The sequence below is a fragment of the Streptomyces atratus genome (assembly GCF_900119365.1).
Taxonomy (GTDB): Bacteria; Actinomycetota; Actinomycetes; order Streptomycetales; family Streptomycetaceae; genus Streptomyces; species Streptomyces atratus_B.
On the sequence record NZ_FPJO01000012.1, the window covers coordinates 36732 to 58316 of the forward strand.

Sequence of the window (21585 nt, forward strand, 5' to 3'; positions counted from 1 at the left end):
ACAGGGCCCGAGGGAGGATCCGGGCCCCTGAACCGCCCCTGATACGCATCCGGTACCGGACCCGTACGCAACCGGGACGTATCCCCGGCGGCACATCCGGCCCCCGGCGCCGAGCGCCGCGCACGCCGATGCCACAATGGGGCGAGCTTGTGCCCATATTCACAAGCTGTCACCGTCCTCCCACCGAAGGTGCCCCCGTGGACATCAAGACCGCTACCGCCCTGCACCGGCTGCGCCTCATCTCGATTCCCGAGGCGCTCTCCTTCCCGGCCCTGATCATCTTCGGCTCGGTCCTCAGCCGGGTCTCCGACATCGACTTCCTGATGATGCCGCTCGGCATCGTGCACGGTGTGCTCTTCGTGATCTACGCCGTCCTGCTGCTCGACGTCTGGTCCAAGACCAAGTGGCCGCTGAAGCGCGTGGCGTTCTTCTTCCTGCTCGCGCTGCTGCCGTTCGGCGGTCTGTACGGCGACAAGCTGCTCAAGCGCTACGAGGCCGACGGAGTCATCGCCGCCCGCGCCCGCCGCGAGGGCGTGGTCAGCCCGTGATCGTCGCGTTCTCGGTCAGCCCGCTGGGGGTCGGCGAGGACGTCGCCGAGTACGTCGCCGACGCCGTCCGGGTCGTCCGCGAGTCCGGACTGCCCAACCGCACGGACGCCATGTTCACCTCCGTCGAGGGCGAGCGGGAAGAACACCGAGCGTCCGGAACTGACGGCCGTTCTCGACTACGTCCGCCCCGGAGACACCCTGTGTGTGGAAGCTGGACCGGTTCGCGCGCTCGCTGATCGACCTGGTGAACATGGTGGACGCTCTTGCCGCGCGGGGTGTCGGGTTCAAGGTGCTCACGGGTGCGCTGGCGAGCATCGATCCGAACACCCCGGACGGCCGTCTCATGCTCCAAGTCGTGGGCGCCATGGCGGAGTTCGAGCGGTCGTTGATTCAGGAACGGACGCGCGCGGGTCTCGACGCTGGCCGTGCTCAGGGCCGTACGGGTGGACGTCCGGCGGTCATGGATGCCGACAAGCTTGCGGCTGCCAAGGCACGCCGCGCGAAGGGAGAGAGCGTCACGGCGGTGGCCAAGGCGGTGGGTGTGTCCCGTGCGACGCTGTACCGGGCGCTTGCCGACGCGGAGTGATCCGACCTCAACCCGAGAGACCGTCCACTGACAGAGCGGGCGGTCTCTCTCATGTCTGGCCCGGAAGTGCCCCCAACCGCGACGGTACCCACCGGCCGAGCGCCCTACGGCAGCGTGTACAGGGGCGTACTCTCGGCTCATGCCTGCCGACTTGGGTGACCGGCTCAGAGACGTTCGCAAGCGTCGAGGGATGACCCAACAGGGACTAGCACGCGAGTCTGGCGTGTCTGTATCGCTCATCCGCAAGCTCGAACAGGGTGAGCGACAGGATGCGCGCCTGGAGACCGTGCGTCGCCTCGCTGCGTCGCTCGGGGTGCCCACCATGCGCCTTGTGGTGGAGTCGGCGGAAGACGGAGCGAACGCAGCCACCCTTGACCAGTGGGCAACCGTCAGAGAGGCGCTTGCAGCCCCGTTGAGGGACACGTTCGAAATGGACGAACCGCCAACCGTGGAAGGGGTGCGCGACGCGCTCAGTGCCGCCGTACCCCTGTTCTCCGGAGACCGGTTCACGGAGTTGCGGACGGTGCTGCCCCCACTGTTGCGGGATGCCGACACAGTGGCGCAGCTCACCCCCCAGGGACGCACCGTCCGTGTGCGGCTGTTGCAGCTCACCGGTTGGCTTCTCACACAGACCCGCCAGTTCGAAGCCGCCGAGCGGTGTCTGGGGACCGCGCTGAACGGCTCTGCGGACCGTCTACAGGGCGCGTCCACGGTCAGCACGATGTGCTGGCTGCTGCTGCGACAGGGCAAGCTCAGCGAAGCGCGGGAGTTGGCCACCCAGTGGGCCGACGACACGGAACCCCGGCTTTCGCGAGCCACCCCGGATGAACTCAGCGCGTGGGGTTGGCTGCTGCTGCGCCTGTCGGCTGCCGCTGTACGGGACAACCGCACGGAAGAGGCTGAAGACGCTCTGAGGCTCGCCCACTCCGCCGCTGTAGCCCTGGGACGGGAATTCGCCCCGAGTGATGACTTCCTGCGAGCGTTCGGCCCCGTCACGGTGACGCTCAGGCGGACCGAGAACGCCATGGTCTTGGACCGTCCGGATGTGGTGCTCAAGCTTGCCGCGAAGATTCCGACGGGAGGATTCCGCCCCACGTCGAACAACCGCAACCGTCATCTGCTCGACGTGGCCAACGCGTACGCCAGGACACGGCGGTACGGGCAAGCCGTCGAGACCTTGGCCAGCGTCCGCGAGGCTGCCCCTCAGTGGCTACCGAACCAGCGTTACGCCCGTGACATCCTCGGTCACATCGTGGCTAAGCGGCGGACGCTCACGGAGGAAATGCGCTCCCTCGCTGACACGGTGGGGCTGCCCACGTGACACTGCGTGACACTTCCTGTTGATCTTGAATGGAACTGCCATTGCTGCTGGTTGAGGTGATCTCTAGCGTCGCTTGGCATGACAACCGAACCGACGCGTTACCAGACCATGCCGGTGGAACTGCCGTTACGTACGGAGCTGGAGCCGACCCCGGTGGAGGGGTGTCCGGGCTGCACAGAACTCGCGAACGTGCGGGACCGTGCGCGCACCGGCGGAGACATGACCACCGTGTCCGACTGCAACGTCTACATGAAGCGACACCCGGAGGGGCACGGGTGATCGCGCGCGACGACATCGGCGCACATGGCGAATGGGCCGAGGTCATGGACGTCGTCAAGCGGGCCGTCGCCGCCGTCGAGGCCCGCGCCGGACGGGTCTCCCTCGTGCTGAAGGCCGACATCCGCCCCGGCGTCACCGACGGACTGACCTCCAAGGTCGAGACGGTCGAGCGGTACCTCGCGGACTGACGTCCGTCCCGCATCCGACGAGCCCCGGCCCACTCGGCCGGGGCTCGTCTCATTCCTGCCCGCCGTGCTCCGCCGGTACCGCCAGGGCGATCCCGAGCGGCGTCCGCTCGTACAGCACCTGATGTCCGTACCGGCGCGAGGTGAGCAGCCCGGCCGCGCGCAGCACCGACAAATGCTCCGACACGGAGGAGGGCGCGAGGCCCAGCCGGTGTGCGAGCGCGCTGGTGCCGACCGGCTCGTCGAGCGCGCACAGCACATCGGCCCGCCCCCGGCCGAGCAGCCGGGCGAGCACCTGCGGGGTGCGGTCGGCGGACTCCGCCCACAGCCCGCCGATCCCGCGCGCCGGGTAGATGATCGCCGGCTGCCACGGCGGCTCGAAGCCGCTGACCGCGTCCGGCCAGCAGAAGACGCTGGGAATCAGGACGAGCCCCTGCCCGCCCAGGACCCGGGTGTGCCGGCCGCGCGTCCCGACGATGGTGAGCGTCGACTCCGACCAGCTCAGCTGGGGGCTCAGCTCACCCAGCAACCGTTCGAAACCGACCGCGGCCAGCCGCCGCGAGTGGTAGGCGATGTCCGCCTCCAGCAGGGCGCGCAGGCGCGGCCAGTGCGGCTCGACCAGCACCCGCCAGGCCCGCTCCAGCAGATCGGCCAGCTCCCGGGCGGTCCGGGCCGGATCGGCGAGCATCGCCCGCCCGGCGGGGGAGTGCAGCACCTCCGGCCGGTCCGCCAGTGCCAGCGCGAGGTCCTGGCGGGCGAGTTCGGGATCGACGGACCGCACGCCCGTGATCTCCTCCTCGAAGGTGGTGGCCGGTCCGGACGGCGGCGGGCTGAAGAAGTCCGGGTTGTGCCCGTGCCGCGCCATCAGCAGCCACAGCGGAGAGAGATCGAGCCCGGCGGCCGCGCCCCGGATCAGCCGGAGCCACGGCAGGTGGTAGCCGTGCCGCTCGGGCTGGGCCAGGACCCGCACGGCGGCCTGGGTCTCCCAGAGCGGTGAGAGCGCGAACCGGCAGCGGAGCAGGTCGCTCTCGTCGAGATGGAGATGGAACGGCATAACGCGGCCCCCGCTCGCCGACTTTCGGTGTGGGCCGAAAGTCTACGGAGGAAGCGCCCCGGCCCAGCAGGATGCCGTCCATGCCGACAGACGCCGAAAACCCGATGGACCACCCGCGAGACGTGGCGGAGGCGACAACCGCGTCCCCCGTGTCTCCCGCTTCCCGCGGCTACGGTCCGGTCTTCGCGGTGCGGGAGTTCCGGGCGGTCTTCCTCGCCCATCTGCTCTCCCTGCTCGGCGTCGTCGTCAGCGAACTCGCGCTGACCGTCCTCGTGTACGGCCTCACCGGATCGCCCCTGCTCAGCGCCCTCACCTTCGCGCTCGGCCTGCTCCCGTACCTCGTCGGAGGCACCCTCTTCGCCGGGGTCGCCGACCGGTATCCCGCCCGCCGCGTCCTCGTCGTCTGCGATCTGATCTGCGCGGGCTGCGTCACCGTGATGGTGCTGCCGGGCACCCCGGTCGGCGGACTGCTCGCGCTGCGCTGCGTGATCGCCGCCGTGTCACCCGTCTTCACCGGGACCAGGATGGCCGCGCTCACCGACATCCTGGGCGAGGGCGATCTCTACGTCCTCGGCCGCTCGCTGCTTCGGATCGTCTCGCAGAGCGCGCTGCTCGCCGGCTTCGGTCTGGGCGGTGTGCTGCTCGCCGCACTGTCCCCGCGCGGCGCGATCACGGTCACCGCGGTGACCTTCCTCTGCTCGGCGGCCCTGCTCCGCTTCGGCACCCGCGCCCGGCCGGCCAGGTCCGGCGGCGACGGCGGCGGCGCCCTGCTGAGGGAGTCGCTCTCCGGCGCCCGCACCGTCCTCGCCGACCGCAGGATCCGCGGGCTGATGCTGCTGTTCTGGCTGCCCCCGATGTTCGTCGTCGCACCGGAGGCGCTCGCCGCACCGTACGCGGACGAGATCGGCGTGGGACCGGTCGCGCTCGGCATGCTGATGTGTGCGATGCCGGTCGGACAGATCGCCGCCGAGCTGTACGTGGGCACCGCGCTGACCCCCCGACGGCGCTCCCTGATCGTGCTGCCGGTCGCCGCCGCGGGGCTGCTGCCGCTGGTGGTGTACGGGTTCCGCCCCGGCATGGCCGTGGCCGTGCTCGCGCTGGCCCTGGCCGGGGCGGGATCGGCCTACGTCATCGGCCTCGACCAGTGGCTCGTGGCCGCCGTACCGGAAGCGCTCCGCGGCCGGGCCATGACCCTGCTCACCGCCGGGCTGATGACGCTCCAGGGGGTCGGCATGGCCCTCGCCGGGCTCGCTGCCGAGTTCCTCCCCGTGCACCAGGTGGTCGCCGGAGCCGGTGCGGTCGGCGCCCTCTGTCTGCTTCCGCTCGTCCTGGAGGTCAGGAGGACCGCCCCCGCCCGCCCTGTTCGGACCGAAGTTCGAGACGGGGCTGACCAGCATATGACCAGTGGGTAAGGTCGGTGCCGTGCCGAAGCCGCTCAGTCTCCCCTTCGACCCCATCGCCCGCGCCGACGAACTCTGGCAGCAGCGCTGGGGCCCCGTGCCCTCGATGGGGGCGATCACCTCGATCATGCGCGCCCAGCAGATCCTGCTCGCCGAGGTCGACGCGGTCGTCAAACCGTACGGACTGACCTTCGCGCGGTACGAGGCACTGGTGCTGCTCACCTTCTCCAAGGCTGGTGAGCTGCCGATGTCCAAGATCGGCGAGCGGCTCATGGTCCACCCCACCTCCGTCACCAACACCGTGGACCGGCTCGTGCGCTCCGGCCTGGTCGCCAAGCGCCCCAACCCCAACGACGGCCGCGGCACCCTCGCCTCCATCACCGAGAAGGGCCGCGAGGTCGTCGAGGCGGCGACCAAGGACCTGGTCGACATGGAGTTCGGGCTCGGTGTGTACGACGCCGAGGAGTGCGCGGAGATCTTCGCCATGCTGCGCCCGCTGCGGATCGCCGCCCAGGATTTCGAAGAGGCGTAGCGGAAGAAGCACGGGGCGTAGAACGGCGTTTCGAGAGCCCGGCCCGCTGCAAGATCGCCCCGGCCGTCCGGTTACGCTCGGTGCCATGAAACGCAGTGTGCTGACCCGGTACCGGGTGATGGCCTACGTCACCGCCGTCATGTTGCTGGTGCTCTGCACCTGCATGGTCTTCAAGTACGGCTTCGACAAGGGCGAGGGCCTGACGCTCGTCGTCTCCCAGATCCACGGTGTGCTCTACATCATCTACCTGATCTTCGCCTTCGACCTCGGCTCCAAGGCGAAGTGGCCGATGGGCAAGCTTCTCTGGGTGCTGGTCTCCGGCACCATCCCGACGGCCGCGTTCTTCGTCGAGCGCAAGGTCGTCCGCGAGGTCGAGCCGCTGATCGTCGACGGCGCCCCCGCGACCGCCAAGGCCTGACCCGGCAGGACCCTAGGGCCTTTCGTTTGGATCAGGCCGGGGTCGCGGGGTCCGGCACGCGCGCTCGCCGCGTTGTCGTCGGTCGCCGACGCTCCGCGTCGACTCCCTCCTCCGCCTTGCGATCGCACGCACCGGACCCCGCTCCCTGATCCGGCCTGATCCAAACGAAAGGCCCCGGTCCGCGCCGCCCGAACCGCCCCGTGCGAAGCACCGGGCGGTTTGCCATCGACATTTACTAGGACGTCCTAGTAAATTCGATGGTATGGACGCTGACGCGATCGAGGAAGGCCGCCGCCGCTGGCAGGCCCGTTACGACAAGGCCCGCAAGCGTGACGCGGACTTCACCACACTCTCCGGGGATCCCGTGGAGCCCGCGTACGGCCCCCGCCCCGGGGACACGTACGAGGGATTCGAGCGGATCGGCTGGCCCGGCGAGTACCCCTTCACCCGGGGGCTCTACCCCACCGGCTACCGCGGCCGGACCTGGACCATCCGCCAGTTCGCCGGCTTCGGCAACGCCGAGCAGACCAACGAGCGCTACAAGATGATCCTCGCCGCTGGCGGCGGCGGGCTCAGTGTCGCCTTCGACATGCCGACGCTGATGGGCCGCGACTCCGACGACCCCCGTTCGCTCGGCGAGGTCGGGCACTGCGGCGTGGCCATCGACTCCGCCGCCGACATGGAGGTCCTCTTCAAGGACATCCCGCTCGGCGATGTCACGACGTCCATGACGATCAGCGGCCCGGCCGTGCCCGTCTTCTGCATGTACCTGGTTGCCGCCGAGCGCCAGGGCGTCGACCCGGGCGTGCTCAACGGCACGCTCCAGACCGACATCTTCAAGGAGTACATCGCGCAGAAGGAGTGGCTCTTCCAGCCCGAGCCCCATCTGCGCCTCATCGGCGACCTGATGGAGCACTGCGCCCGCGACATCCCCGCCTACAAGCCGCTCTCCGTCTCCGGCTACCACATCCGTGAAGCCGGGGCGACGGCCGCGCAGGAGCTCGCGTACACCCTCGCCGACGGCTTCGGCTACGTGGAGCTCGGCCTCTCCCGCGGTCTGGACGTCGACACCTTCGCGCCCGGTCTCTCCTTCTTCTTCGACGCGCACCTCGACTTCTTCGAGGAGATCGCCAAGTTCCGCGCGGCCCGCCGGATCTGGGCCCGCTGGATGAAGGAGACCTACGGCGCCAAGACCGACAAGGCGCAGTGGCTCCGATTCCACACCCAGACCGCCGGTGTCTCGCTCACCGCCCAGCAGCCGTACAACAACGTCGTACGCACCGCGGTCGAGGCGCTCTCCGCGGTCCTCGGCGGCACCAACTCGCTGCACACCAACGCCCTCGACGAGACCCTCGCGCTCCCCTCCGAGCAGGCCGCCGAGATCGCGCTGCGCACCCAGCAGGTGCTGATGGAGGAGACCGGCGTCGCCAACGTGGCCGACCCGCTGGGCGGTTCCTGGTACGTCGAGCAGCTCACCGACCGGATCGAGGCCGACGCCGAGAAGATCTTCGATCAGATCAAGGAGCGCGGCACCCGGGCCCACCCGGACGGGCAGCACCCCATCGGGCCCATCACCTCCGGCATCCTGCGCGGCATCGAGGACGGCTGGTTCACCGGCGAGATCGCCGAGTCCGCCTTCCGCTACCAGCAGGCGCTGGAGAAGGGCGACAAGAGGGTCGTCGGCGTCAACGTCCACCACGGCTCGGTCACCGGCGACCTGGAGATCCTGCGGGTCAGCCACGAGGTCGAGCGCGAGCAGGTCCGGGTGCTCGGAGACCGCAAGGACGCCCGGGACGACGCCCGGGTGAAGTCGGCGCTGGACGCGATGCTGGCCGCCGCCCGCGACGGCTCCAACATGATCGCGCCGATGCTCGACGCGGTGCGGGCCGAGGCGACCCTCGGTGAGATCTGCGGCGTCCTGCGCGAGGAGTGGGGCACCTACACGGAGCCGCCCGGCTTCTGACGGAAGGTCCTACGAGGAGGCCGCCGCCTCCAGCCCCGCGAGCAGCAGTGCGGTGAAGCGCCGGGCCCAGTCGGCATCGATGGGCTCGGCGCTCACCAGTGCCCGGTGCACGACCGCGCCGGCGATCACGTCGAAGATCAGGTCGGCGGTCGCCGACGCCGCCTCCTCATCCTCCTCGACGGGCAACTCCCCCCGTTCCTGGGCCCGTTGACGGCCCTGGAGCACCAGCCGCTTCTGCCGGTCCACGATCGAGTCGCGGATCCGGGTGCGCAGCGCCTCGTCGCGCGTCGACTCCGCGACCACCGCCATCAGCGCCGTACGGGTCTCCGGCCGTTCCAGCAGCGCGGCGAACTGCAGCACCACCGCCTGAACATCGGCCGACAGGCTGCCCAGATCGGGCATCTCCAGCTCGTCGAAGAGGACCGCGACGGCGTCCACGACCAGCTCGTTCTTGCCCGCCCACCGCCGGTACAGGGTCGTCTTGGCCACCCCGGCCCGCGTCGCCACATCGCCCATCGTCAGCTTCGACCAGCCGAGGTCGACCAGGGAGGCCCTGGTCGCCTCCAGGATCGCTTCATCGGCCGCGGCGCTGCGCGGGCGTCCCGTTCGAAGGGGTTTGGGGTGGCTGCGGCTCAGCATGCCGCGACCATACCGGTCAGTAAGTAGAACGGGCCGGTCTCGATCGCCGTGAGACAGATCACCGAACGCACCTGTGCGCGAGGGGTACCGGGCAGTTACGCTACGGGGCGTAGCGTAAGGACGACGGCCGTGCCGTCGTGACGCCGCAACCGATTGACAGCCACAGGCACCGGGTGGGGACCCGGCGCCGGAACGGGTCTTTCAGGGGCCCTCGGGCCGTGTCTGTCCGTGCACCTCGCACTCCGGCGGGGGTGGCGGACGGGCGCGGTTTCCGTATCGCTTTCCGGATCGGCGCACCAAGGGGGGAGGATGTACGTATGCAGCCTAGGAACATGTCCATGAGCGGCGTCGTCGACCTCGCCGCGGTGAAGGCGGCCGGCGAGGCCAAGGTGAAGGCGGAGCAGGCCCGTGCCGAGGCCGCCCGGCAGGGTGGCGGCGGTGCCGTACCGCCCTCCGCCCTGGTGATCGATGTCGATGAGGCGGGCTTCGAGAACGAGGTCCTCCAGCGTTCCGCCGAGGTCCCGGTCGTCATCGACTTCTGGGCCGAGTGGTGCGAGCCGTGCAAGCAGCTGGGTCCGCTCCTGGAGCGCCTGGCCCTGGAGTACAAGGGCCGCTTCGTGCTGGCCAAGGTCGATGTCGACGCCAACCAGATGCTGATGCAGCAGTTCGGCATCCAGGGAATCCCGGCGGTCTTCGCCGTCGTCGCCGGGCAGGCCCTCCCGCTCTTCCAGGGCGCGGCTCCCGAGGCCCAGATCCGGCAGACGCTGGACCAGCTGATCCAGGTCGGCGAGGAGCGGTTCGGGCTCACCGGGATCGTGGTCGACCAGGACGCCGCCGCCGAGGCCGCCGACCAGGCTCCGGCCGAGGCGCCCGCGGGGCCGTACGACGCCCTGCTCGAAGCCGCCGTACAGGCCCTGGACGCCGACGACTTCGCCGGTGCCGTCCAGGCGTACAAGAACGTCCTGTCCGACGACCCGGCCAACACGGAGGCCAAGCTCGGCCTCGCCCAGGCCGAACTCCTCTCCCGCGTCAAGGACATGGACGCGCAGCGGGTCCGTGAGGACGCCGCCGCGAACCCGGCCGATGTCACCGCGCAGCTCGCCGCCGCCGATCTGGATCTGGTCGGCGGTCATGTCGAGGACGCCTTCGGCCGGCTCGTCGAGACGGTGCGGCGCAACTTCGGTGACGACCGGGACACCGCGCGGGTGCGGCTGCTGGAGCTGTTCGAGGTGATCGGCCCCGACGATCCACGGGTCGGCGCCGCGCGTGCGGCGCTGGCGCGGGTCTTGTTCTGATGTGACAAGCGGCCGCGGTGCCCTTCGGGGGACCGCGGCCGTTTTCGCGATCGGGCGATAAGAGACGCCTCTGCTTTACCAAATCTTGATAAAGCGAGGGCCTGTTACTCGCAGTAAATCGCGCACTGGGATCTGTCCGTATTGACGACCCGATCCTCCCTTTCGTCCTTCGGTCCGGCACCACCCTGTGTGGCCGGGCGGTACCAGCCGGTCGCGCATCGGTTATCGGGCCGTTACTAGCGAGTAACGAACCCCCTTGTGCCACGGGCGGGAATGCACCACGATCGGCCACGCTCGGTCCAATAACGCCAGCCCGGCTGCCAGTCGGTGCGGCGGCCCCGTTGGGTCCCCACCGAGTGGGCCGGCGCAGTGGCGCCGGTTCCGGACAGGGGGGTTCCTGTCGTCCGGCAGGGCCTGTCCGAACAGGTCGCGCGCTTGCGTGGCCAGTGGTTGTCGCTCGGGGGTGATCGCCGGTGATTCGGACGCGGTTCATGCCTCCGTGCGCAGGCGCTCTCCTTGCCGAGGACGTAGCACTTCTCCCATCCCAGGACGGGCCCAGGCCCGGACCGGAGATGTACGTCCGAGAAGGAGGAAAAAATATGAGTTCCCAGGTTCGTGGCGGCACCAGATGGAAGCGTTTCGCTCTCGTCATGGTGCCGAGCGTCGTCGCGACCGCGGCGGTGGGTGTCGGTCTCGCGCAGGGTGCCCTCGCGGCGTCCTTCAGCGTGTCCGGCCAGAGCTTCAAGGTGCGTACGGACAGTCTCGTCGGCCACAACTTCGTGCAGTACGGCTCGGTGGCCACCGGTAAGAGCCTTGAGGGCGAGGACGAGGCTCACGCTGTTGCCGTGTCGGGCTTCAGCGATGCCACGATCACCAACATGTGCCAGTCGGTGGTCACTCCGAACCTTCCGTTCGGCCTCGGCAATGTCACGCTGCAGCTGCACGCGGGTACTGACCCGAACAAGCCGGTCGAGGCGACCAATCTGTACCTGGATATCGCCGAGCTCGACGCGGACGCCGAGTTCACGAACATCGACATCGGTGTTGCCGCCGGTTCCCTCAAGAACCCGAACAACCCTGAGTCGATCGGCATCCAGCCGAAGACCCGGGCGAACCCGAACGGCTTCGCGCAGCGCGCCGAGGTGGCGAAGCTGACCGGCGTGAAGCAGACGGCGTGGGCGACCACCGCAGGCACCTTCAAGCTCAGCGACCTGAGCCTGCGGCTGAAGTCGGGCGTCAAGGAGTGCTACTAAGCGCTCGACCGGGCGGCCGGGGTGCCCTCAACGGGCCTCCGGCTGCCCACCCTTTCTCTTCTCACAGCAGTACCGGTTCCAGGGAGCTGTTTTCCATGAGCCCCGAGTCCACAGGGCAGAACGAGCACTACCTCCGCGTCTTCTGGCGGGGATTCCGCACCTGGCGGGGTAACCGGCCCTTCTGGGCGGGCCTGTTCACCATGGTGGGTGGTCTGCCCATCGCGTACTTCCCGTACGCCAACATGCACCTCGGCAACGTCACGCTGGCGATGTCCACGACCGCCGGTGCCGGTTCCCTGATCATCGGGATCCTGCTCGTCACGCTGGGCCTCACCATGTGGTTCCACCACATCGTGAGGGTGTTCGCCGGAGTCGCCGCGATCCTGCTGGCGCTGATCTCGATACCGGTCGCCAACATCGGCGGATTCCTGGTCGGCTTCCTGTTCGCCCTGCTGGGCGGAGCGCTCTCCGTCTCCTGGGCCCCGGGCGAACCGGCGCCCGGGCCCGAGCTCGTGCCGGCCGGCGTGGCGGGGGCGAAGTCCGGGGAGACCGGCCCCGGGACGCAGGGGTCCGGACCTGAGTTCCACAGCACGGCAGCGGTGCCCCAGCAGCAGCCGGAGCAGTACGACACGACAGTTGAGGTCGACGGCGGGAGGCATCGTGCGGGGTGACGAGACGGAGCTGAACTCGGCCGGGGAGGGCCCCGGTACGAGAAGCGGACCGCGCCACGCGGCTCCCAGGAAGTCGTTGCTGACGAAGCTGCACATTCCCGCGGGCAAGGCGTTCGCGCTCGCCGCGATGCCGACGGCCGTCTTCGTGGGCATGGGGCTCACCCCCAAGCTCGCGCTGGCCGACGACAGTTCGGACATCCCCTTCGCGCCCGGCCCCTGTGTGACCCGCTCCGACGAGCCGAGCGAGGAGCCCTCGCCGTCCGTGTCGAAGTCGCCGAGCCCGTCCCCGTCCGCCACCGACTCCGGTGACAAGGGCGACGCGGCGACCCCGAAGCCCTCGGCGACCCCGTCCGCGAGCGACAAGGCCGAGCCGCAGACGAAGGCCGCCGCGGCCGAGGCCCCCGCTGCCACGCCGAGTGCCTCGCCCACTCCCACGGAGACGAGGAACCCGCTCGACCCGCTGGGCGTCGGCGACGCGCTCAGGGACCTCTTCGACGGACCGGACAAGGAGACGGCGAGCCCGTCCCCGAGCGCGAGCACCGCGACCCCGAAGCCGTCGGCAACCGACACCGCCGAGAAGCCCGCCGAGAAGCCCGCCGAGAAGCCCGCCGAGAAGCCCGTCGAGAAGGCCACCGACGCGGCGAAGGAGACGGCCGACAAGACCGCCTCCGCGATCCGCGAGGCCGCGGGCAAGGCCGGCAAGACGGTCGAGGAGCTCGACGACAGCGTCAAGGGGCTCGACGCCAAGAAGGACGAGGACATCCCGGACGGCGCCAAGGAGCGCTTCCCGTGTCCGACCGCCGACCCGAAGGCGCTCGCCGCGGCCGATCTGGAGACGGGCATCCCGCTGCTCCCGAACGACCCGTGGATCCTGGAGAGCTCGATGCTCACCCTCAACGGGCTCGACTACAAGGGCATCGTCGAGGTGAAGACGTACGACGGCACCGTCAAGAAGGCGCTGAAGTTCACCGCGAGCTCCATCGACATCGACAACCTCCACCAGAAGACCGTCGGTCCGGCCGGTACGACGGCCCATGTCGAGGCGCGGAAGGGCTCCAAGTCCACCATCCGCAACGGCACGGTGACGATGTACACGGAGGAGCTGAAGGGCAACCTCTTCGGTCTCATCCCGGTGACGTTCAGCCCGGAGACACCGCCTCCGCTCAACGTCCCCTTCGCCTTCTTCACCAAGGTCAAGGTGACCCAGGCCGGCCAGTTCGGCGGGACGCTCAAGGTCCCCGGGCTGCACAACTACTTCACCGGCGGCAACAGGTAGGGTCTTTCGTTTGGATCAGGCCGGACCCCGCGAGCCCGGCATGATCCAAGCGAGAGGCTCTGGAGCCTGTCCGGGGGCCCACAGTCGTGCTCACAGGTGCCGGACGCGTCAGTCGCGTGCGCCGCCGCCGACGTGGTGCACCCGGACCATGTTGGTCGTGCCCGGGATGCCGGGGGGCGAGCCGGCCGTGATGACCATGGTGTCGCCCTCGTTGTAGCGGCCCAGCTTCAGCAGCTCGCCGTCGACCAGGTCGACCATCGCGTCCGTGTTGTCCACGTGCGGCACGACGTGGGCCTCGACGCCCCAGCTCAGCGCGAGCTGGTTGCGGGTGGACTCGTCCGTGGTGAACGCCAGGATGGGCTGCGCCGCGCGGTAGCGGGAGAGCCGGCGGGCGGTGTCACCGGACTTGGTGAAGGCGACCAGCGCCCTGCCGTTCAGGAAGTCCGCGATCTCGCAGGCCGCGCGGGCCACCGAACCGCCCTGGGTGCGCGGCTTCTTGCCCGGCACCAGCGGCTGCAGGCCCTTGGAGAGCAGCTCCTCCTCGGCGGCGACGACGATCTTCGACATCGTCTTGACCGTCTCGATCGGGTACGCGCCCACGCTGGACTCGGCCGACAGCATGACCGCGTCCGCGCCGTCCAGGATCGCGTTGGCGACGTCGGACGCCTCGGCGCGCGTCGGCCGCGAGTTGGTGATCATCGACTCCATCATCTGGGTCGCGACGATCACCGGCTTGGCGTTCCGCCGGCAGAGCTCCACCAGGCGCTTCTGCACCATCGGGACCTTCTCCAGGGGGTACTCGACGGCCAGGTCGCCACGGGCGACCATCACACCGTCGAACGCCATGACGACGCCCTCCATGTGCTCGACGGCCTGCGGCTTCTCGACCTTGGCGATGACGGGGACCCGGCGGCCCTCCTCGTCCATCACCTTGTGGACGTCCTTGATGTCGTTGGCGTCCCGCACGAAGGAGAGCGCCACCAGGTCGCAGCCCATCCGCAGGGCGAACCGCAGGTCGTCGACGTCCTTCTCGGACAGGGCCGGGACGTTGACCGCCGCGCCGGGCAGGTTGATGCCCTTGTGGTCGGAGATGACACCGCCCTCGATGACGATGGTCTTCACCCGGGGGCCCTCGACCGCGACGACCTTCAGTTCGACGTTGCCGTCGTTGATCAGGATCGGGTCGCCCTTGGTGACGTCGCCGGGCAGGCCCTTGTAGGTCGTACCGCAGACCGACTTGTCACCGGGGACGTCCTCCGCGGTGATCGTGAACTCGTCCCCGCGGACCAGCTCGACCGGGCCCTCGGCGAACTTGGCCAGGCGGATCTTCGGGCCCTGGAGGTCGGCGAGCACGCCGATCGCGCGGCCGGTCTCGGCGGCGGCCTTGCGGACCCGGTCGTAACGACTCTGGTGCTCCTCGTGGCTGCCGTGACTGAAGTTGAAACGGGCCACGCTCATGCCGGCCTCGATCAGAGCGACGAGCTGCTCGTGGGAGTCGACGGCGGGACCGAGTGTGCAGACGATTTTGGAACGGCGCATGCGGCGGATCCTATCGGTTTGTTTCGCTACGGAATATTCCGTCTGGTGGAAGGTACAAAGGGGCGCGGGGGTGCTCAGTTGTGGACCTGTCCCAGGGCGCCGCGGGCCTGTCCGACGAGCGCGAAGGTCTGGACGGCGATCTCCAGCTCCTCGTCCGTCGGCACCACGGCGACCGCGACCCGCGCGTAGTCCGGCGAGATCAGCCGGGGCTCGTCGGACCGCACGCCGTTCAGGTCCGCGTCCACTGCCAGGCCGAGCTCCTCGAGACCGGCGACGGCAGCCTCCCGCACCGGTGCCGAGTTCTCCCCGACCCCCGCCGTGAACACCACGGCATCCACCCGGCCGAGGACCGCCGAATAGGCGCCGATGTACTTCTTCAGCCGGTGCACATAGATGTCGAACGCCAGCGCCGCGCGCTCGTCGCCCTCGTCGATCCGGCGCCGGATCTCCCGCATGTCGTTGTCGCCGCAGAGGCCGACCAGACCGCTCTTCTTGTTGAGCAGCGCGTCGATCTCGTCCGCCGACATCCCCGCGACCCGCATGAGGTGGAAGGTGACGGCCGGATCGATGTCCCCGGAGCGGGTGCCCATCACCAGCCCCTCCAGGGGGGTCAGCCCCATCGAGGTCTCCACGCACCGGCCACCGGCCACCGCCGAGGCCGAGGCGCCGTTGCCCAGGTGCAGCACGATGACATTGACCTCCTCGGGGGTGCGCCCGAGGAGCTCGGCGGTCCTGCGGGAGACGTACGCGTGCGAGGTGCCGTGGAATCCGTAGCGCCGGATGCGGTGCGCGTCGGCGGTCTCCGTGTCGATCGCGTACCGCGCCGCGTACTCCGGCATCGTCGTGTGGAAGGCCGTGTCGAAGACCGCCACCTGCGGCAGGTCCGGCCGCATGGCCCGGGCGGTACGGATACCGGTGATGTTCGCCGGATTGTGCAGCGGGGCCACCGGGATCAGACGCTCGATCTCCTTCAGCACCTCGTCGTCGATCACCACGGGCTCGGTGAACCGCAGCCCCCCGTGCACCACCCGGTGGCCGATCGCCGCGAGCTGCGGGGAGTCCAGGCCGAGCCCGTCGGCCGCCAGTTCCTCCGCCGCCGCCTTGAGCGCCGCCTCGTGGTCGGCGATCGGGCCGGTGCGCTCGCGCCGCTCGGCGCCACCGCCGACCAGCGGGGTGTGCACCAGCCGGGAGGTCTCCTCGCCGATCCGCTCGACCAGCCCCACCGCGAGCCGGGTGCGGTCGCTCATGTCCAGCAGCTGGTACTTCACCGACGAGGAGCCCGAGTTGAGGACCAGCACGCGGTACGCGCCCGTCCCGGCGGAGCCCTCGGTGGTCGGGATGGTCATCCGTTCACTCCTTGCCCTGCGCCTGGATCGCCGTGATGGCCACGGTATTGACGATGTCCTGGACGAGCGCGCCGCGGGACAGGTCGTTGACGGGCTTGCGCAGCCCCTGGAGCACCGGCCCGACGGCCACCGCGCCCGCCGAGCGCTGCACGGCCTTGTAGGTGTTGTTGCCGGTGTTCAGGTCCGGGAAGATCAGCACCGTCGCCTGGCCCGCCACCTCGGAGCCGGGCAGCTTCGTCGCGGCGACGCTCGGCTCCACCGCGGCGTCGTACTGGATCGGGCCCTCGATCCTGAGGTCCGGCCGGCTCGCCCGTACCCGGTCCGTCGCCTCGCGCACCTTGTCGACATCGGCGCCCGAGCCGGAGGTGCCCGTCGAGTACGACAGCATCGCGATCCGCGGGTCCACCCCGAAGCGGGCGGCGGTGGCGGCCGACTGCACCGCGATGTCGGCGAGCTGCTCCGCGTCAGGGTCCGGATTGACCGCGCAGTCGCCGTACACCAGCACCTTGTCGGCCAGGCACATGAAGAAGACGGAGGAGACGATCGAGGCGTCCGGCTTCGCCCTCCCGTCGCCCGCCACCGCCCTGCCCGACGAGCTTCGCCCGGCTGCCTCGGTCTTGATGATCTCGAACGCCGGGCGGATGGTCGCCGCGGTGGAGTGCACGGCTCCGGAGACCATGCCGTCCGCGAGCCCCTCCTGGACCATCAGGGTGCCGAAGTAGTTGACGTCCGCGACGACGTCGTACGCCAGCTCCACCGTGACCCCGCGGTGCGCCCGCAGCTGCGCGTACCGCTCGGCGAAGGTCTGGCGCAGCTCGGAGGTCTGCGGGTCGATGAGCTGGGTGCCGACGAGATCGATGCCGAGGTCGGCGGCCTTCTTGCGGATGACGTCGGGGTCGCCGAGCAGAGTGAGGTCGCAGACGTCGCGGCGCAGCAGTACGTCGGCGGCGCGCAGCACCCGTTCCTCGGTGCCCTCCGGCAGGACGACCCGGCGCCGGTCTGCGCGGGCCTGCTCCAGCAGTTCGTGTTCGAACATCATCGGGGTGACGCGGCCGCTGCGGGCCACCGAGATCCGCTCCAGCAGGGCGCCGGTGTCCACATGGCGCTCGAAGAGGCCCAGCGCGGTCTCCGCCTTGCGGGGCGTCGCGGCGTTCAACTTGCCTTCCAGGGCGAAGAGGCGGGCCGCGGTGGGGAAGGATCCGCCGGCCACCGACACGACCGGGGTGCCCGGTGCGAGTCGCGCGGCCAGCCTGAGTATCTCCTCGCCGGGGCGCTCGTCCAGGGTCAGCAGCACCCCCGCGATGGGCGGGGTGCCGGCGCTGTGCGCGGCCAGCGAGCCGACCACCAGGTCCGCCCGGTCCCCGGGCGTGACCACCAGGCAGCCCGGCGTCAGCGCGTTCAGCATGGTCGGCAGCATCGCGCCGCCGAAGACGAAGTCCAGGGCGTCCCGCGCCAGCCCGGAGTCGTCGCCGAGCAGGACCGTGCCGCCGAGGGCCGAGGTGATCTGGGCGACGGTCGGCGCGGAGAGCGCCGCGTCGTCGGGCAGGACCGAACAGGGGACGGGGAGAGTGGCCGTCAGCCGCTCCGCGATGTCGTCGCGGTCCTCGGACGCCACCCGGTTCACGATCACCGAGACGACGTCGCAGCCCAGTCCGGCGTAGGCGCGGTAGGCGTTGCGGGCCTCGGCCCGCACCGACTCCGCGGTCTGTCCCTTCCCGCCGACCACCGCGATCACCGAGGCGCCGAACTCATTGGCCAGGCGGGCGTTGAGCGCCAGCTCGTCGGGCAGCTGGGTGGCGGCGAAGTCGGTGCCGAGGACCAGCACCACCTCGTACTTCTGTGCCACCTGGTGGAACCGGTCGACGAGCCGGGAGACCAGCTCGTCCGTGCCTTGTTCCGCCTGGAACGCGGACGCCTCGTGGTAGTCCAGCCCGTAGGCCGAATCGGGGTCCTGGGGGAGCCGGTAACGGGCCCGCAGCAGCTCGAACAGGCGATCGGGTCCGTCGTGGACGAGCGGCCGGAACACCCCGACCCGGTCCACCTGACGTGTCAGGAGCTCCATGACTCCCAGATCGACGACCTGACGGCCGTCTCCCCGGTCGATCCCGGTCACGTACACGCTGCGCGTCACGCGTGCTCTCCCGTCCACTTTCGGTTTGGGATGGTATTGCCATGTTGACGATACCCGCGGGGGTCGAGACGCCGCCCGCCGGGCGCAGCCTCCGTACCGGAGCCGAGGGGAGCGCGAGGTCCAGACCTGACGTGCCACAATCGTTGTGGCTCACGGTAAGGGGGAATCAGTGGACATCCCCCGAAATGCACGACACTAGCGAGCAGGAGACACAGCACGATGCGCATCGGAATTCTCACCGCAGGCGGCGACTGTCCGGGCCTGAACGCAGTGATCCGGTCGGTCGTGCACCGCGCCGTCGTGGGGCACGGCGATGAAGTCATCGGCTTCGAGGACGGGTTCAAGGGACTCCTCGACGGCCACTTCCGCCCCCTCGACCTCAACGCGGTCAGCGGCATCCTCGCCCGCGGCGGCACCATCCTCGGCTCGGCCCGGCTGGAGCGCGACCGGCTGCGCGAGGCCGCCGAGAACTGCGCCGAGCTGAGCCGCCGTTACGGCATGGACGCCCTCATCCCGATCGGCGGCGAGGGCACCCTCACCGCCGCCCGGATGCTGTCGGACGCCGGGATGCCCGTCGTCGGCGTCCCCAAGACCATCGACAACGACATCTCCGCCACCGACCGGACATTCGGCTTCGACACCGCGGTGGGCGTCGCCACCGATGCCATAGACCGCCTCAAGACCACCGCCGAGTCGCACCAGCGGGTCATGGTCGTCGAGGTGATGGGCCGGCACGCGGGCTGGATCGCGCTGGAGTCCGGGATGGCGGGCGGCGCGCACGGCATCTGCCTGCCCGAGCGCCGCTTCCAGGTCAAGGACCTGGTGAAGATGGTCGAGGAACGCTTCGCGCGCGGCAAGAAGTTCGCGGTCATCTGCGTGGCCGAGGGCGCGCACCCGGCCGAGGGTTCCATGCCGTACGCCAAGGGCGAGATCGACCAGTACGGCCACGAGCGCTTCCAGGGCATCGGCAACCGGCTGGCCATCGAGCTGGAGACCCGGCTCGGCAAGGAGGCCCGGCCGGTCATTCTCGGCCATGTGCAGCGGGGCGGCACGCCGACCGCGTACGACCGGGTGCTCGCCACCCGCTTCGGCTGGCACGCGGTCGAGGCGGCGCACCGGGGCGACTTCGGCCGGATGACGGCGCTGCGCGGCACGGACATCGTGATGGTTCCGCTCGCCGACGCGATCACACAGCTCAAGACGGTGCCGAAGGACCGGATGGACGAGGCCGAGTCGGTCTTCTGAGGCCATCGTCAGACAGGCCCTGGCGGCCCTGACCGTCCCCCCGCGGAAGGTCAGGGCCGCTTGCCGTTCCCCCGGCGCCCGGGGCCGTTCCGGATGGTCGGATCCGGAACGGGCCGCGGTGCCGGAGACCACTCTTGAGCCCGCGGACCCGATCAACAAGGCTTGCCCCTGTCCCGGACATGTCCCAACCTTGTCCGGGCGTGGAATCCTGATCGAGCCGGTGGGCCGTCCCGTCGAGGGGTACCGCATCCGCCCCGTCCACACCCGGCTGTGCGTCGGTGCCGAGGGGAACAGCAAGGAGCGCGGCGCCAAGCTGGTGCAGGCGAGCTGCGAGGGAGCGGACCGGGGGAGCCTGTTCTCCTTCGACCCGGTGGCCACGGAATCGGCCGGCGGCTGAGCGCGTACGGGGCGGGCCGGGCGGCTCAGCCGTCCGGCCCGGGCACCCCCGCCGCCCGCCAGAACCGTTCCAGGACCTCCGCCAGGAACACCCGCCCCGCATCGCCCGTCGACCCGGCCCGCTCCGTACCCGTGCTGCTCCAGCCGAGCGTCGACACCATCAGCGACTGGTAGTCGGCGTGCAGCTGTTCCAGTACGTCCTGGAGGAAGCCGCGTTCCAGCGGCACCAGCTTCGCCACCGCCCGCAGCTGGGCCTGCCAGCGCGTCGTCACCGCGCCGCGCAGCAGCTCCGCCAGCTCCTCGTCCCGGCCGGAGACCGTCACGAACCCGGCGGGCGTCAGCCCCAGCACCTCGGCGAGCGCCGCGGACTGGCGCTCATTGCCGCGCCAGCGCCCCGACTCCTCCATCCGCAGATACGCGGAGGTGCTCAGCCCCAGCAGCCTCGCCAGCTCCTCCACGGCCAGCTCCCTGGCCACCCGGTGTTCCCTCAGGGTGCGTGCGGCGGTGAGCAGTTCGCCCGGCGAGCACCACAACACCCCGGCCAGCGCCGTGAGTTCGTACTCGCTCGGGCAGGCGAGCCCGCGCTCCCAGGCGACCACCGTCTCGGTGCTGATCCGGAGTCCGTACTGGGCCCCGAGCCCGTAGGCGACATGGCCGGGAAGCATCCCCAGGGCCTCGCGCAGTCGGCGCGCGGCGGGGGCGTTGAACGGCGGGGGCGTATGCACGGCCCCACCGTAGGAGTCAAGGCATGGAATGACTACGGTGTGTTCCACCGATATCCACAACTCGTAGGAACGTCCTAGAGGAATGCTGGACGCTGCCGGCGGCGCTGCCCGCACCCGGGGCTCGGGATCACGACAACGGCGCTGCTCACGAGGCGGATCGAGTGGCTGGGTGGGACGATGGGAGGGATAGTTCCCGACCAGTAGGTGGCGGGAGGAGCAGAGATGGAGCTCAAGCCGCAGGCGGCCGTCCTCCCCAAGGAAGCAGACCTCGAACAGGGCAAGTACGGCCCTGTTTTCCCGAAGACACCGGCGTGCTACGGGTTCACCATCGTCGCGAAGGTCAAACCGGGCCGGGCCGAGGCGATGCGCGAGTACGGCAACACGCTGGCCGCGGCACTGGAGGAGGATCCGTACCTTCTGGCGCCGCTGAAGTTGCACTACCTGCGCTGGGTGCTCTTCGACGACGACACCCGTTTCATGTATCAGGGGATCTTCGACACCGATTTCGACAAGTACACCGAGGACGCCATTGCCCTTTTCGGCAAGGCGCGGGTGAGCACGGCTTTCGAGAACCTTGAAGGGTTTCCCGAGGACTGGAAGACCAACCCCGAGGCGTTCGGCAGGTTCGTGCGCGAACACCACTGTCCGAGCTTCATCGAGTACGGAGAGTATCCGTTCGTCACGGCTGACGAGATCAAGAAGGCACTGCGGATCAAGAGCGCCCTGTCGGAGATGCTCGATCAGCTGCAATGAGAACCGGCTGCCGCAGGCTCGTCCCACTGT

At 69.8% G+C, this 21585-nt stretch carries 21 protein-coding genes and 2 pseudogenes; 17 read left to right on the plus strand and 6 right to left on the minus strand.

The features are described from left to right. The first annotated feature begins 197 nt into the window (after positions 1-197). The 6 genes and pseudogenes from BT364_RS20960 to BT364_RS20985 all read left to right on the plus strand — a co-directional run. Positions 198-548 (plus strand): DUF3817 domain-containing protein, encoded by a 351-nt coding sequence (locus tag BT364_RS20960; protein ID WP_072486754.1) that lies wholly within the window; start codon positions 198-200, stop codon positions 546-548. Beyond that, positions 545-691: pseudogene (locus BT364_RS40240) on the plus strand (thiamine-binding protein); the annotation flags it as partial. The gene BT364_RS20960 and the pseudogene BT364_RS40240, both read left to right, overlap by 4 nt. A 59-nt stretch (positions 692-750) precedes the next feature. Then, on the plus strand, positions 751-1134 hold the full coding sequence (locus BT364_RS20970) for a recombinase family protein (protein ID WP_072486756.1): 384 nt from the start codon (positions 751-753) through the stop codon (positions 1132-1134). 139 nt (positions 1135-1273) lie between these two features. Further along, the gene (locus BT364_RS20975) at positions 1274-2455 is read left to right on the plus strand and encodes a helix-turn-helix transcriptional regulator (RefSeq protein ID WP_072486757.1); all 1182 of its coding nucleotides are present in this window, start codon (positions 1274-1276) and stop codon (positions 2453-2455) included. Between the two features lie 78 nt (positions 2456-2533). Next, the gene (locus tag BT364_RS20980; RefSeq protein WP_072486758.1) at positions 2534-2734 is read left to right on the plus strand and encodes a hypothetical protein; all 201 of its coding nucleotides are present in this window, start codon (positions 2534-2536) and stop codon (positions 2732-2734) included. Between the two features lie 26 nt (positions 2735-2760). Next, positions 2761-2922: pseudogene (locus BT364_RS20985) on the plus strand (thiamine-binding protein); the annotation flags it as partial. 49 nt (positions 2923-2971) lie between these two features. On the opposite strand, the gene BT364_RS20990 reads toward BT364_RS20985, so the two are convergent. Continuing rightward, positions 2972-3973 (minus strand): ArsR/SmtB family transcription factor, encoded by a 1002-nt coding sequence (locus BT364_RS20990; RefSeq protein ID WP_072486759.1) that lies wholly within the window; start codon positions 3971-3973, stop codon positions 2972-2974. An 80-nt stretch (positions 3974-4053) separates the two neighbouring features. Here BT364_RS20990 and BT364_RS20995 point away from each other — a divergent pair, with 80 nt between their 5' ends. The 4 genes from BT364_RS20995 to BT364_RS21010 all read left to right on the plus strand — a co-directional run bounded on the left by BT364_RS20995 (position 4054) and on the right by BT364_RS21010 (position 8286). Then, a complete protein-coding gene (locus tag BT364_RS20995; RefSeq protein ID WP_072486760.1) occupies positions 4054-5385 on the plus strand; it encodes an MFS transporter in 1332 nt (443 codons plus the stop codon). Between the two features lie 10 nt (positions 5386-5395). Next, on the plus strand, positions 5396-5905 hold the full coding sequence (locus tag BT364_RS21000; protein WP_072486867.1) for a MarR family winged helix-turn-helix transcriptional regulator: 510 nt from the start codon (positions 5396-5398) through the stop codon (positions 5903-5905). Positions 5906-5990: 85 nt separating this feature from the next. Beyond that, entirely contained in the window at positions 5991-6323 is a 333-nt protein-coding gene (locus tag BT364_RS21005; RefSeq protein WP_072486761.1) for a DUF3817 domain-containing protein, read from the plus strand. A 262-nt stretch (positions 6324-6585) separates the two neighbouring features. Continuing rightward, entirely contained in the window at positions 6586-8286 is a 1701-nt protein-coding gene (locus BT364_RS21010) for a coenzyme B12-dependent isobutyryl-CoA mutase large subunit (RefSeq protein WP_072486762.1), read from the plus strand. A 9-nt stretch (positions 8287-8295) separates the two neighbouring features. Here the strand turns inward: BT364_RS21010 and BT364_RS21015 are convergent, their stop codons facing one another. After that, a complete protein-coding gene (locus tag BT364_RS21015; RefSeq protein ID WP_072486763.1) occupies positions 8296-8925 on the minus strand; it encodes a TetR/AcrR family transcriptional regulator in 630 nt (209 codons plus the stop codon). Positions 8926-9242: 317 nt separating this feature from the next. On the opposite strand from BT364_RS21015, the gene BT364_RS21020 reads away from it, so the two are divergent. The 4 genes from BT364_RS21020 (at position 9243) to BT364_RS21040 (ending at position 13420) form a co-directional block, all read left to right on the plus strand. Next, positions 9243-10220 carry a tetratricopeptide repeat protein gene (locus BT364_RS21020; RefSeq protein WP_072486764.1) on the plus strand — a complete coding sequence of 326 codons (978 nt, stop codon included), beginning with the start codon at positions 9243-9245 and terminating at the stop codon, positions 10218-10220. 599 nt (positions 10221-10819) lie between these two features. Next, positions 10820-11473, plus strand: a complete 654-nt coding sequence (locus tag BT364_RS21030) for a DUF6230 family protein (protein WP_072486765.1) — start codon at positions 10820-10822, stop codon at positions 11471-11473. Positions 11474-11568: 95 nt separating this feature from the next. Beyond that, the gene (locus BT364_RS21035) at positions 11569-12144 is read left to right on the plus strand and encodes a DUF6114 domain-containing protein (RefSeq protein WP_072486766.1); all 576 of its coding nucleotides are present in this window, start codon (positions 11569-11571) and stop codon (positions 12142-12144) included. Beyond that, the gene (locus BT364_RS21040; protein ID WP_072486767.1) at positions 12134-13420 is read left to right on the plus strand and encodes a hypothetical protein; all 1287 of its coding nucleotides are present in this window, start codon (positions 12134-12136) and stop codon (positions 13418-13420) included. The genes BT364_RS21035 and BT364_RS21040 overlap by 11 nt, the downstream gene beginning before the upstream one ends. A 108-nt stretch (positions 13421-13528) precedes the next feature. Here the strand turns inward: BT364_RS21040 and pyk are convergent, their stop codons facing one another. The 3 genes from pyk to pta form a co-directional block, all read right to left on the minus strand. Beyond that, entirely contained in the window at positions 13529-14959 is a 1431-nt protein-coding gene (gene pyk, locus BT364_RS21045; RefSeq protein WP_072486768.1) for a pyruvate kinase, read from the minus strand. A gap of 74 nt (positions 14960-15033) precedes the next feature. Continuing rightward, complete coding sequence (locus BT364_RS21050; RefSeq protein WP_072486769.1) at positions 15034-16305, minus strand: acetate kinase; 1272 nt, start codon at positions 16303-16305, stop codon at positions 15034-15036. 4 nt (positions 16306-16309) lie between these two features. Continuing rightward, complete coding sequence (pta, locus tag BT364_RS21055; protein WP_072486770.1) at positions 16310-18436, minus strand: phosphate acetyltransferase; 2127 nt, start codon at positions 18434-18436, stop codon at positions 16310-16312. Positions 18437-18655: 219 nt separating this feature from the next. Here pta and BT364_RS21060 point away from each other — a divergent pair, with 219 nt between their 5' ends. Together BT364_RS21060 and BT364_RS21065 are read left to right on the plus strand one after the other, a co-directional pair. After that, positions 18656-19681 (plus strand): ATP-dependent 6-phosphofructokinase, encoded by a 1026-nt coding sequence (locus tag BT364_RS21060; protein WP_072486771.1) that lies wholly within the window; start codon positions 18656-18658, stop codon positions 19679-19681. 190 nt (positions 19682-19871) lie between these two features. After that, on the plus strand, positions 19872-20078 hold the full coding sequence (locus BT364_RS21065) for an RICIN domain-containing protein (RefSeq protein ID WP_072486772.1): 207 nt from the start codon (positions 19872-19874) through the stop codon (positions 20076-20078). Between the two features lie 25 nt (positions 20079-20103). On the opposite strand, the gene BT364_RS21070 is transcribed toward BT364_RS21065, so the two are convergent. Continuing rightward, positions 20104-20742, minus strand: coding sequence for a helix-turn-helix domain-containing protein (locus tag BT364_RS21070; RefSeq protein WP_072486868.1), 639 nt, complete (start codon positions 20740-20742; stop codon positions 20104-20106). Positions 20743-21024: 282 nt separating this feature from the next. On the opposite strand from BT364_RS21070, the gene BT364_RS21075 reads away from it, so the two are divergent. Then, the gene (locus tag BT364_RS21075) at positions 21025-21555 is read left to right on the plus strand and encodes a hypothetical protein (protein ID WP_072486773.1); all 531 of its coding nucleotides are present in this window, start codon (positions 21025-21027) and stop codon (positions 21553-21555) included. Positions 21556-21585: the final 30 nt, after the last annotated feature.